This window comes from Cellulosimicrobium sp. I38E (genome assembly GCF_001647255.1).
GTDB lineage: Bacteria > Actinomycetota > Actinomycetes > Actinomycetales > Cellulomonadaceae > Cellulosimicrobium > Cellulosimicrobium cellulans_E.
Genome location: NZ_LUAZ01000072.1, coordinates 36,136 through 48,552, shown reverse-complemented (window position 1 = coordinate 48,552; position 12,417 = coordinate 36,136). Strand labels below are relative to the sequence as shown.

10 protein-coding genes are annotated in these 12,417 nt (G+C 74.9%); all 10 read left to right on the top strand.

What is annotated here, in order from left to right:
• The first annotated feature begins 76 nt into the window (after positions 1 to 76).
• The 10 genes from A0J59_RS18795 to A0J59_RS18750 all read left to right on the top strand — a co-directional run bounded on the left by A0J59_RS18795 (position 77) and on the right by A0J59_RS18750 (position 12,387).
• Complete coding sequence (locus A0J59_RS18795; RefSeq protein ID WP_064317109.1) at positions 77 to 1,675, top strand: prolyl oligopeptidase family serine peptidase; 1,599 nt, start codon at positions 77 to 79, stop codon at positions 1,673 to 1,675.
• A 45-nt stretch (positions 1,676 to 1,720) separates the two neighbouring features.
• A complete protein-coding gene (locus tag A0J59_RS18790; RefSeq protein ID WP_053371532.1) occupies positions 1,721 to 3,319 on the top strand; it encodes a PQQ-binding-like beta-propeller repeat protein in 1,599 nt (532 codons plus the stop codon).
• 133 nt (positions 3,320 to 3,452) lie between these two features.
• Positions 3,453 to 5,603: a hypothetical protein gene (locus A0J59_RS21745; protein WP_064317108.1), complete on the top strand. Its 2,151-nt coding sequence runs from the start codon at positions 3,453 to 3,455 to the stop codon at positions 5,601 to 5,603.
• A 275-nt stretch (positions 5,604 to 5,878) separates the two neighbouring features.
• A complete protein-coding gene (gene leuA / locus A0J59_RS18780) occupies positions 5,879 to 7,660 on the top strand; it encodes a 2-isopropylmalate synthase (protein ID WP_064317107.1) in 1,782 nt (593 codons plus the stop codon).
• Positions 7,661 to 7,779: 119 nt separating this feature from the next.
• A complete protein-coding gene (locus A0J59_RS18775; protein ID WP_064317106.1) occupies positions 7,780 to 8,901 on the top strand; it encodes an ABC transporter permease in 1,122 nt (373 codons plus the stop codon).
• Complete coding sequence (locus A0J59_RS18770) at positions 8,898 to 9,608, top strand: ABC transporter ATP-binding protein (protein ID WP_064317105.1); 711 nt, start codon at positions 8,898 to 8,900, stop codon at positions 9,606 to 9,608. Before A0J59_RS18775 ends, A0J59_RS18770 begins: the two co-directional genes overlap by 4 nt.
• 112 nt (positions 9,609 to 9,720) lie before the next feature.
• A complete protein-coding gene (locus A0J59_RS18765) occupies positions 9,721 to 10,293 on the top strand; it encodes a TetR/AcrR family transcriptional regulator (protein WP_047233002.1) in 573 nt (190 codons plus the stop codon).
• 54 nt (positions 10,294 to 10,347) lie between these two features.
• Entirely contained in the window at positions 10,348 to 11,160 is an 813-nt protein-coding gene (gene recO, locus A0J59_RS18760) for a DNA repair protein RecO (protein WP_047233003.1), read from the top strand.
• Positions 11,160 to 11,951: an isoprenyl transferase gene (locus tag A0J59_RS18755; protein WP_047233004.1), complete on the top strand. Its 792-nt coding sequence runs from the start codon at positions 11,160 to 11,162 to the stop codon at positions 11,949 to 11,951. The genes recO and A0J59_RS18755 overlap by 1 nt, the downstream gene beginning before the upstream one ends.
• A gap of 58 nt (positions 11,952 to 12,009) precedes the next feature.
• Positions 12,010 to 12,387 (top strand): VOC family protein, encoded by a 378-nt coding sequence (locus A0J59_RS18750; protein ID WP_064317162.1) that lies wholly within the window; start codon positions 12,010 to 12,012, stop codon positions 12,385 to 12,387.
• The last annotated feature ends 30 nt before the right edge of the window (positions 12,388 to 12,417 follow it).

Here is a 12,417-nt window from a genome sequence, read left to right as displayed (position 1 = left end):
GGCGGGGGAGAGCCCCCGTCCGGTCGTCGGGGCGGCACCAGGGACCCGCGTCCGGGGCGCGACGTACGATTCCCCGGTGATCTTCCGGACCGCCGCGACCACCGCCGCCCTCGCGATCGTCCTCGCGATCGTCGGTGCGGTCACGGGACCGCAGTGGGACCCGGTGCCCGTGACCGAGCACCTGGAGCCCGCGACGCCCGACACCACGATCGGCGGCCAGCCCCCCGGCGGCGCCGCCCCGGTCGGCACGTTCGAGGTGCGCGAGACGGACGTGACGATCCGGCTCGACGGCGCGACGGTCGGCGGCATCCTGCGCGAGCCCGTCGACGCGGGGGACGACCTCCCGGGCGTGGTGTTCGTGCACGGCGCGGGCACGGGCCTGGCGACGGAGGCCTTCGTCGACGTCGCGGCCGACCTTGCGAGCGCCGGCGTCGTCACGCTCGTCCCGGACAAGCGCCTCGACACGTACACGACGCGCCACCGCGACTACGAGGCCATGGCTCGCGACTACGAGCGCTCCGTGGACCTGCTCCGGGCGAGGCCGGGGGTCGACCCGGACCAGGTCGGCCTGTACGGGGAGTCGGAGGGCACGTGGATCGTGCCCGTCATGGCGGTCGAGGACCCGACGATCGCGTTCTCCGTGCTCGTGTCCGCCCCGGTCGTGCCGCCGCGCCAGCAGGCCGCGTTCGCGGTCGACAGCTACCTGCGCAACACCGACGTCCCGCACGGCGTGTTCCGCGCGATCCCGCGCGCGGTCGGCATGGCGATCCCGGGAGGTGGGTTCGAGTACGCCGACTTCGACGTCGAGCCGTTCCTCGAGCGGCTCACCCAGCCGGTCCTCGTCGTCTACGGCACCGCGGACCCGTCGATGCCGGTCGAGCAGGGCGCGCAGCAGATCCTCGACGCGACCGGACCGTCGTCGGAGTCCGGCGGCGCCGACGTCACCGTCCGGTTCTACGAGGACGCGAACCACGGGATCAAGATCGACGACGTGCTCGTCCCCGACTTCCCACGCGACCTCGGGGCCTGGATCACGTCCCTCCCGGACAGCGCGACCGCGCAGCCGCAGGTGGCCGGTGCCGAGCCGAACCAGCAGTACCTCGCGGGGCCCGTCCCGACCCCCCGGTGGCTGGGCAACGGCGACCTCCTCGTCGGGCTCGTGCTCGGTGCCGTGGGCCTGCTCGTGCTCGGTCCGGTCGTCGGGCTCCTCGGCGGGCTCGTGCGGCGCCTGCGTCGCGTCGCCGGGCGCCCGAGCGCGCCTGCCGGGCTCGCGCCCGGCTTCCGCGTCCCGCTCGCCGGCCTCGGGGCGGGGGCGGTCGGGACGACGGCGGCCCTCGTCGTCTATCTCGTCGCCGTGGCGCGGCTCGCGCTCGACTACGAGAAGGACGCCTGGGTCGTGCAGGGCGGCTGGGTGGGGGTCCGGCTCGTCGGCCTCGCGACGCTCGTCGCGGCGGCGCTGCTCATCAACCGGTCGGCCGAGGTGCGGGCCACCCGCCGCGCCGCGGCGGACCTGGCCGACGCGTCGGGCACGGACGTCGTCGACGAGGGCCGGGCGGGGGTCCTGCGGGTCGCGCGGGGCGTGACGACGCGCGTCATGCTGTGGTGCGTCGTGGTGGGCTCCGCCCTCCTGCTCGTGATCCTCGCGTACTGGGGCGTGTACCAGCTCGGCATCTGACCGCTCGCCCGGGCGCGGGCGCCCCCGCGTGCGTATCGTGGACAGGTGAGGCGCCGTCGGCTCGCGCAGGACCGGGCGGCTCGTGCCGGGCACGTCACCCACGAGCCGACGACGGACGGTGCCAGCGCACCGGCGAGCTTCGTCAGCTTCGAGCTCCTCCCGCCCGAGCTGCGCACCGACGACCGCTTCGACGCCGTGTTCGACGGCGAGCCCGAGGCGGCGCGCGACCGCGGCACGCCCGCGGCGACCGCCCCGGGGGCTCGGGACGACCGACGTCGCTCCCCGCACCCGCAGGGCTCCGGGAACGTGCCGCGACCCTCGACCGCCGCGGCGCGGTTCGCCCCGGTCGGGCGCGAGCGCGGGCCGTCCCGGGAGAACGGCGACGCGGACGCGCCGCGGCGTGCCTGGTACGCGCACCCCGTGCCGTGGGTCGCCGTCGCGGTCGCCGCCGCGTTCGCGGGCTCGGTCGCCTTCACGGCGTCGATGGAGGACGCGCGGCCCGTCGACGTCACCGCGCTCGCGGGTGGGCTGCGCCCGCTCGAGGAGCCGCCCGAGGCGCGGTGGACCGTCCCGGTCGCGCCGGGCTCCGAGATCGTCCCGGCGGTGGGCGCCGTCGTCACGGTCGACGGAGGGCTCACGGCCTACTCGGTCGACGATGGCTCGGTGCTCTGGCGGTCCGAACGCCTGGGCGACCGGGCCACGTGCCTGCCGGCGCAGGGCGAGCCCGCCCGCGAGGTGGTCGTGTGCGCCGTGCCGTCGGGGTGGCGTGAGCAGGTCGCCCGGCTGGTCACGGTCCGGTCCGGGTCGGGCGAGGTCGTCGGGGACCGGACGGTGGAGACCGCCGGCCGGCTGTCGGTCGTGCCGGTCGGCGCCACCGACGTCGTGCGCGCCTGGTGGCGGGGTGGCGACGTCGCCGTCGTGCGCGAGGACGCGGCGACCGGAGAGGTCCGCTGGGACCGCTCGCTCGAGCACGACGGGCTCGGGCGTGGGGGCGACGTCGTGCTCGACGTCCGCCGCGGGGTGGTGGACGTCCTGGCGCCGGGCGTCGCCGCGGCGCTCACCGAGGACGGCCGCTCGCTCGTCGAGGACGACGTGTGGACCATCGTGCGGCTCCAGGACGGGCGCTACGTGGGGAACGAGTACGGGCGCGGCACGGCGACCGTCTTCACGGCCGCGGGCGAGCCGGCCTTCCGGATCAAGGGTCGCGTTCTCGAGTCGCCGCTCTCCGACGGCTCCGCCCCGGGGGTGATCGTCACGAACACGTTCGGGAGCATCGTGGGGGTCGACGCGGCGACCGGCTCGGAGCTCTGGTCCCTCCCGGGGACGGGCCTGCGGGCGGTGGCGCGCGTCGACGGGCGGGTGGTCGTGCAGACGGACTCGTCGTACCGCAGCGTCGACGCGCGGACCGGCGAGGAGGCCTGGGCCGTGGACCTCGACGACAGCGGGCCCTGGCCGGTGCTCACGGACGGACGATCTCTCTTCGTGACCGAGCGCGGCCGGGAGGGGCAGGGGCTCGTCTCGCTCGCGCTCGACGACGGGGCCGTCGAGTGGCGGTGGACGCTGCCCGAGGACACCTACCACGTGGTCGCGGTCGAGGGCCGGCTCTTCCTGCTCGGCGTCGACCGGCTGACGGCCGTGTCCTGAGCCGTGCCCTCGGATCGGGGCCCGCGCCGCGTGGGCGCTTGAAGACGCACGTGATGAACCGGTAGAAACGGTCGGGGCCCGTCGGGCCGGCGTGCGTGCGTACGGCACGGCGCGACAGCGTAGGGAGTGCACGATGACCAACCAGACAGAGCCGGCCGAGGACCCGCAGCCCCGTGCTGCGGGCACCGGGCCGACCACGGCGCCCGACGGCGTCGCGGTGGGTGACGGGGACTCCTCGGCCGAGCGCGCGCCGGTCGGGACGCCCGCGGAGCCGGGCGCCGGAGACGGCGGACCTGGCGGCGAGGAGAGGGCCGAGACGCCCGCCGAGCCGGTCGCCGCGTCGGGAGCCGCCTCGCCGTTTGCCGGGATCCCCGTGAGCGACTACGTGCGCGACGGCGTCGCCGCGCTCCTGCTCCTCGTGTCGCTCGCGCTGCCGTGGGACGCCGCGAGCCGCGCGTCCGACAAGATCGAGGTCGTCCTCCTGACGATCCTCTCCCTGCTCACGCTCGCGCTGCCGTACCTGGCACGCACCGGGGTGCTGCCCGCGACCTGGACCGTGCACACCACGCGAAAGGTCCGCCTGCTCGCCAACGCCCCGTACGTCCTGCTCGTCGGCGTGTACCTCGTCGTCGACGTCGTCGGGGGCGGTGACTTCCGTGACGGGTGGGGCGGCGTGGGCTCCGCGGCCGCGCTCGGGCTCGCAGGCGCGCTCCTCGCGGCGCAGCCGCGCGAGAGCGAGCTCGGACCGCAGGACCAGGACCGCGCCGTCACGAACCGGTGGCTCCAGGCGCTCCTCGTCGGGGCCGCCGTCCTGGCGGTGGCCGTCCTGCTCACGGTCGTCCTCACGATCACGGGGCCGCTTCTCGGCGGCGCCCTCTCCGTCCTGCTCGTGCTCGTCTCCGCGCTGTTCGTCCTCGCGCTCGCCGGGCTGCCGACGTACGGCACGTGGCGCCGGTCGGAGGCGGCGCGCCTCACGCTCGTCGGGCTGGGTGTCATCCTCGCGGTGGCGTTCGTGCTCGGCTCGGGCAACAACGGGCTCTTCACGATCGAGAGCACCCACCGCGGCCGTTTCGGGCTCGTGCTCGTCCCGGCGCTCGCCGCGATCGCCGCCGCGCCCGCCGTGCACCGGGCGATGGCCGCCGCCGACCCCGTGAAGACCTGGGTGCGCGTCGCCGTGAACGCCCTCGACCTCGCGCTCGTCGTCGCCGGGTACCTCGCCGTGACGGCCGTGCTCACGCTGGCCGAGGGCGCCCGCGGGGTGCCGGTCGTGCTCGCCGTCGTGGTGGGGGTGCTCGCGGCGGCCGTCGCGTTCGTCGCGCGCCGCTCGCTCGCCCGCGACGCGACGTCCGGCCGCCCGCTCGCCCTCGGCGGGGCCGGCGTGGTCGCCCTGCTGGGCATCGTCCTGCTCGTCGTGACGTCCAACCGGGTCGTGTTCGGCGGCGGCGTCGAGCACGTGCTCCTCGCGTTCGGGCTCCCGCTGCTCGTCGTCGGCGCCCTGACCGTCCCGCGCGAGGTGCGCGCGTACTTCGCCGAGCACCGCCCGGTGCCCGCCGCTGCCGCCGGGCAGGCGGCGCAGGCGTACGTCTGGCAGCCGCCCGCGCCCAAGCCGGTCCGCCCGGCGACCGCCGCTGCCTCCGGACCCGCGGTGGCGCAGCCGCCGGGCGGCTCCTACCCGGCGACCCCGCACGGCGCCGGGGCGTACCCGGGCGCCACGCAGACCGGGCCGGTCGCCGCGCAGCAGCCCGGCCGGGACCGCTGGGCCCCCGCAGGCGGCGACGCGACCGAGGTCCTCCCGGTCCAGCAGGTCGAGCCCGAGCGCAGCGGGTACGCCGCGCGCCCGGGGCTGGACCCCGACCAGGGCCCCTCGACCGCCGTCATGCCGGCGTACCAGGAGGGCCAGCCGGGCACCGGTCCGCAGCCGACCGCGCAGCCCGGCGCCGCGTCGCCCGCGCAGGGCTACCCGGGCTACGGCCAGCAGGGCTACCCCCAGCAGGGCTACCAGCAGCAGGCGCAGCCGCAGCAGGGTTACGGCCCCGGGTACGGGCAGCAGCCCGCGGCGCAGCCGCAGCAGTCGTACTCGCCGCCTGCCCAGGCGCCGGGCTTCACGGCCTCCCAGGCGCTCGACCCGAGCACGCCGCTCGAGGTCCTCGCGCAGATCGTCCAGGACGCGCCGCACCTGCGGCCCCAGGTGGCGGCGAACCCGTCCACCTACCCGGCGCTGCTGGAGTGGCTCGGCAACCTCGGCGACCCCGCCGTCGACGCCGCGCTGCGCTCGCGCCGCTGACCACCCGACGACGCCCGGCCGACCTCCCCGCGGAGGCGGCCGGGCGTCGTCGCGCCGCCGTGCGGGGGAGGCGCGGCCCCGCCGCGGCGTTCCCACGGACGACGTGCCCGAGGAGCGGACGTCCTCGGGTCACGGAGCGTGGAGGAGTACAGTGGCGTCGTGCACCTGATGCGGCAGCTCCTCCTTCGTTGCCGCGGCGAGGCTCTCTAGCCGGTCCCTCGTCGCGGTGGTCGGTGTGCCGGCTGACACCCATCAGACGACCCGAAGGACCCACGATGAACGCCTCAGCCCCCTCCTCGACGCCGACCGCCACGGACGCGAACCCGCAGCAGCCGTCGGGCATGCCGATCCACAAGTACCTGCCGTTCCACCGGCAGATCGACGTGTCGGTGCCCGACCGCACGTGGCCCGACAAGCGCATCGAGACAGCTCCCCGCTGGTGCGCGGTCGACCTGCGCGACGGTAACCAGGCCCTCATCGAGCCCATGAACGCGGAGCGCAAGCTGCGCATGTTCGAGCTGCTCGTCGAGATGGGCTACAAGGAGATCGAGGTCGGCTTCCCGTCGGCCTCGCAGACCGACTTCGACTTCGTCCGGATGCTCATCGAGGAGGACCGCATCCCCGACGACGTCGTCATCCAGGTCCTGACGCAGTCGCGCGAGCACCTCATCGCCCGCACCTACGAGGCGATCAAGGGCGCGAAGCAGGCGATCGTCCACCTGTACAACTCGACGTCGGTGCTCCAGCGCGAGGTCGTGTTCCGCTCCGACCCCGAGGGCATCATCGCGATCGCCGTCGACGGCGCGCGGCTGTGCAAGAAGTTCGAGGAGACCGTCCCGGAGACGACGGTCTACTACGAGTACTCGCCCGAGTCCTACACCGGTACCGAGCTCGAGTTCGCCGCGCGCATCTGCAACGAGGTGCTCGAGGTCTTCGAGCCCCGCCCGGACCGCAAGGTCATCATCAACCTGCCCGCCACGGTCGAGATGGCGACGCCGAACGTCTACGCCGACTCGATCGAGTGGATGAACCGGCACCTGAACCACCGCGAGAACGTCGTCCTGTCGCTGCACCCGCACAACGACCGCGGCACCGCGGTCGCCGCCGCCGAGCTGGGGTACCAGGCCGGCGCCGACCGCATCGAGGGCTGCCTGTTCGGCAACGGCGAGCGCACCGGCAACGTGTGCCTCGTGACGCTGGGCATGAACCTTTTCAGCCAGGGCGTCGACCCGCAGATCGACTTCTCCGACATCGACCGCGTGCGCCGCACCGTCGAGTACTGCAACCAGCTCGGCGTGCCCGAGCGCCACCCCTACGCCGGTGACCTCGTCTTCACGGCGTTCTCCGGCTCGCACCAGGACGCCATCAAGAAGGGCTTCGACGCGATGGCCGTCCACGCGGAGGCCGAGGGCAAGACGGTCGACGACCTCGTGTGGGCCGTCCCGTACCTGCCGATCGACCCCAAGGACGTCGGCCGCTCCTACGAGGCCGTCATCCGCGTCAACTCGCAGTCCGGCAAGGGCGGCATCTCCTACCTGCTGAAGTCGGAGCGCCACCTCGACCTGCCGCGGCGGCTCCAGATCGAGTTCAGCCAGGCGGTGCAGCACCACACCGACCAGCAGGGCACCGAGGTCACCGGCGACGACATCTGGCGGATCTTCTCCGACGAGTACCTGCCCGTCGAGCCCGACTCCGGCCTGGAGCCGTGGGGCCGCCTCAAGCTTCGTTCGACGCGCGCGTCGTCGAGCGAGGAGGGGCCGGACACGCTGAGCGTCGACGTCGTCGACCGCGGCGAGCAGCTCACGCTCGAGGGCACCGGCAACGGCCCGGTGGCCGCCTTCGTCGACGCGATCGCCCAGGTGGGCGTCGACGTCCGCGTGCTCGACTACGCCGAGCACGCCCTGTCCGAGGGCGGCGACGCGACCGCCGCGGCGTACGTCGAGTGCCAGGTGGGCGACGACGTCCTGTGGGGCGTCGGCATCGACCCGTCGATCACCACGGCGTCGCTCAAGGCCATCGTGTCCGCCGTGAACCGCGCGGAGCGTGCCCAGGGCTGACCACCGCCTCGCCGATCTTCCGACGGCCCGGACGACCTCGTCGTCCGGGCCGTCGGTCTTTTGTCGACAGAGCGTTGGTAAGATACCGACGCACTGTCGACAACATCGGAAGGGCTCTCATGTTCCTCGCGTTGCGCGAGCTCGTCTTCGCGCGCACCCGCTTCCTCCTCATGGGCGGTGTGGTCGCGCTGGTCGCGGTCCTCGTCGTCCTGCTCTCCGGCCTGTCGGCCGGGCTCGTCAACGACGGCGTCTCCGGCCTCGAGCGCACCCCCGTCACCGACTTCTCCTTCGACGAGGGCACCGGGACCGACGCCGCGTTCACGCGCTCCGTCATCGAGACCGACCAGGTCGGCACCATGGCCGAGCAGCGGGGCGTGCTCGAGGCCGCCCCGTACGGCCTGCTCCTGGCCAACGCGCACCAGGAGGACGGCTCGCCCGTCGACCTCACCCTCGTCGGCGTCGAGCCCGGCTCGTTCGTGGCTCCCACCGCGCTCGCGCAGGGCGACCCGGTCGGCGCGGCGGACGGGATCGTCGTCTCGGCGACCGCCGCCGAGGACGGCCTCGCCGTCGGGGACACCGTGACGCTCGCGCGCCCGGAGCGCACGCTCACCGTCGTGGGTGTCCTGGAGGACCAGCACACGTTCGGGCACGTCGACATCGCCTATCTGCCGCTCAGCACGTGGCAGGAGCTGCTCGCGGGCGCGGAGGGACCGGGCGCCGACGTCCCGGACGTCGCGACCGCCGTCGCGCTGCGCACCGATCCTGCGTCGTTCGACCGGGGGGCCGCCGACGCGGCGTCGGGCACGGTGACCCGGACGCTCACCGAGTCCTTCGACGCCTCGCCGGGGTACGCGGCCGAGACCGCGACGCTCCTGCTCATCCAGGTGTTCCTCTACGCCATCTCCGCCCTCGTCGTCGGCGCGTTCTTCACCGTCTGGGTCATCCAGCGGCGGCACGAGATCGCCGTCATGCGGGCGATGGGTGCGCGGCGCCGGTTCCTGCTCGCGGACAGCCTGGGGCAGGCCGCCGTGCTCCTGCTCGCCTCGATCGGCGTGGGATTCGCCCTCGGCGTCGCGGCCGGCGCGGGCCTCGGCGCGTCCCCGATGCCGTTCGCGCTCCAGGCGCCCGACCTCGTCCTGGCCGGCGTCCTGCTCTTCGTCCTCGGGATGGCCGGAGCGGCCGTCGCCGTCGCGCGCATCACCTCCGTCGACCCCCTGACCGCCCTGGGAGGGCAGCGATGAGCACCACCACCCCCGCCACGCCCGTGCTCGAGATCGACCGCGTCACCGTCCGCCACGGCGACGGGGACTCGACCGTCGTCGCGCTCGACGAGGTGAGCCTGAGCGTCGCCGCGGGCGAGCTCGTCGGCGTCGTCGGGCCGTCGGGCTCCGGCAAGTCGAGCCTGCTCGCCGTCGCCGGCGCGCTCACGGCGCCCGAGTCCGGGACCGTGCGCCTCGAAGGGGTCGACCTCGGCGCGGCGGGCGAGCGCGAGCGCGCCCGGCTGCGGCGCGAGCGCATCGGCTTCGTCTTCCAGTCCGGCAACCTCCTCCCGGCGCTCACGAGCGTCGACCAGCTCCGGCTCGCGCTGCGGATCGCCCGGATCGACGAGCGCGACCCCCGCGCGCGCAACCCCCGCGAGCTCCTGGAGTCCGTGTCCATGAGCCACCGTGCGGACCGGCGCCCGGACCAGCTCTCCGGCGGCGAGCGGCAGCGCGTGGGCATCGCCCGAGCGCTCGTCGCGAGCCCCGCGCTGCTCCTCGTCGACGAGCCGACGGCGGCGCTCGACCGGGCGCGCAGCCACGAGGTCGTGAGCCTCCTGGCTCGCGAGGCGGAGGCGTTCGGCGCCGCGGCGCTCATGGTCACGCACGACCACGACGTGCTCGAGCACTGCCACCGGGTCGTCGAGATGGTCGACGGGCGCCTCGGGATCCCCGCCGTCGCGGGGTGACCGGTCGGGTGCACGCGGGGGTCGGCGTCGGCGAGGACGGCGCCGCCCGCGCGCCCTGTCCTCGGGCATGATGGTCCGGCCGGGTCGTCGTGCCCGGGGAGGAGGAGGCACCGTGCCGAAGATCGCCGCTCCGACGGTGGCGGAGCACCGCGCCGCGCAGCTGCGCGCGCTGCTCGACGCCGCGCGAGAGCTCATCCGCGAGGACGGGAGCGGGCTCACGCTCGCGGCGGTCGCTGCGCGCGCCGGGCTCGCCCGGTCGAGCGTCTACCAGTACTTCCGGTCGCGGGAGGAGCTCCTGGACGCCGTCGTCGCCGACGTCGTGCCGCGGTGGTCGGCGCGCATCACGGCCGCGGTCGCGACGGCGGCGTCCCCGGAGGACGCGATCGTCGCCTACGCGCGCGAGAACCTGCTCCTCGTCGCCGAGGGCGAGCACGCCGTCGTCGCGGCGCTGCGTGCCGAGGCGGGCCGCGAGGCGCTCGCGCAGCAGAGCGCGGCGATGCACGCGACGATCCTCGTGCCGCTCGTGGAGGCTCTGGAGCAGCTCGATGTCCCGGACGCCGCGCGCTCCGCGGAGCTCGTCAACGCCGTGGTCCTCGCCGCGGCCCGCCAGGTGGAGGCCGGCGAGGACGCGGAGACGACGCTGGCCCGGGTGCGCGCCGTGCTCGGGTGCCTCGCGCCCGCCTGAGCGTCGTCGGCGGGTGGTGCACGCCGTGTCGGCGGCGTGACGGACAATAGGGGCGTGGTGCTGTACCGAGACGACGCGATCGTGCTGCGCGCCCAGAAGCTGGGCGAGGCGGACCGTATCGTCACCCTCCTCACGCGCGAGCACGGCAAGGTGCGCGCGGTGGGCAAGGGGGTGCGGCGCACGTCGTCCCGGTTCGGGGCGCGGCTGGAGCCGTTCATGGTCGTCGACGTCCAGCTCTACGCGGGCCGGTCGCTGGACACGGTGACGCAGGCGGAGACGATCGGCCCGTACGCCCGACGGATCTGCGAGGACTACGGCCTGTACACCGCGGGCGCGGCGATGCTCGAGACGGCGGAGCGGCTCGTCGCCGACGAGCGCGAGCCCGCGGTGCAGCAGTACTGGCTGCTCGCCGGTGCGTTGCGGGCGCTGTCCGAGCAGGCGCACGCGCCGGGCCTCGTCCTGGACTCCTACCTCCTGCGGGCGCTGGCCGTCGCGGGCTGGGCGCCGTCGTTCGTCGACTGCGCACGCTGCGGCGAGCCGGGCCCGCACCACGCGTTCGCCGTCGCGCAGGGCGGCGCGGTGTGCTCGCGCTGCCGCCCGCCCGGTTCGACGGCGCCCGCCCCCCAGACCTTCGCCCTCCTCGCCGCGCTGCTCGCGGGGGAGTGGGAGACCGCCGACGCGTCGGACGCCCGGCACCGCAAGGAAGCGAGCGGCCTCGTGGCCGCGTACAGCCAATACCACCTGGAGAGAACGTTGCGATCACTGCGCATGGTCGAGCGGGACGCGCCCGTCGCCCCGCCTGCCGCCTCGCCCGCCGGACCGGTCGGCGTCGCCGCGGACCGTCAGGGCCGTGGGGCGGACGCCTGATGGCGAAGCGGACGTACGCGCGACCGTTCCCCCACCCGAGCGGCGAGCGGGCACCGGCGATCCCGGCGCAGTTCGTGCCGAACCACGTGGCCGTGGTCATGGACGGCAACGGTCGCTGGGCCAACGCGCGCGGGCTGCCGCGCACCGCGGGCCACGAGGCGGGCGAGGCCGCGCTGCTCGACGTCGTGGCCGGCGCCATCGAGATCGGCGTCAAGCACGTGTCGGCGTACGCGTTCTCGACGGAGAACTGGAAGCGTTCGCCCGACGAGGTGCGTTTCCTCATGGGCTTCAACCGTGACGTCATCCGGCGGCGCCGCGACGAGATGGACTCGTGGGGCGTGCGCGTGCGGTGGGCGGGGCGCCGGCCGCGGCTGTGGACGTCCGTGATCAAGGAGCTCGAGATCGCGGAGGAGCAGACGAAGAACAACGACGTGTGCACCCTGACGATGTGCGTCAACTACGGGGGGCGCGCGGAGATCGCCGACGCCGCGGCCGCCATCGCGCGCGAGGTCGCCGCCGGGCGGCTCGACCCGGGCAAGGTCACCGAGCGCACCGTCCAGCAGCACCTCGACGAGCCCGACCTGCCGGACGTCGACCTGTTCCTGCGCAGCTCGGGCGAGCAGCGCACGTCCAACTTCATGATCTGGCAGGCCGCGTACGCGGAGCTCGTGTTCCTCCCGGAGCCGTGGCCGGACGTCGACCGTCGGTCGCTCTGGCGCGCGGTCGAGGAGTACGCGCGCCGCGACCGCCGCTACGGCGGCGCGGTCGACGCGGTGGGCGGTACCGCCTGAGGTCGTGGCCGGGGCCGTGCGGGGGACGGAGCGGGCGGCGGCCGGTAGCGTGCGCGCCATGGCTCTGAGCATCGGCATGGTGACCGTGGACTCCACCGACCCCCGTCCGCTCGCGCAGTGGTGGGCGCGCCAGCTCGGCGGACGGGTGGTCGACGAGTCGGACGGGTGGTTCCTCGAGGTCGTGCCCGCGGAGGGCGTGACCGCCCCGGTCCTCGGCTTCCAGCGTGTCGAGGACCCGACCCCCGGCAAGAACCGGCTGCACCTGGACCTCGGGAGGTCCGACCGCGAGGCGGACGTCGCTGCGCTCGTGGCCGACGGCGCGACGTTCGTCGCAGAGCACACGATGCCCGGCTTCCGCTGGGCCGTGCTCGCCGACCCGCAGGGCAACCAGTTCTGCGTCGGCGCGGCCGACGGCTCCGCGACGACGCTCGGCTGAGCCGCGGTCCGGCGCAGGAGCCGCACCGTC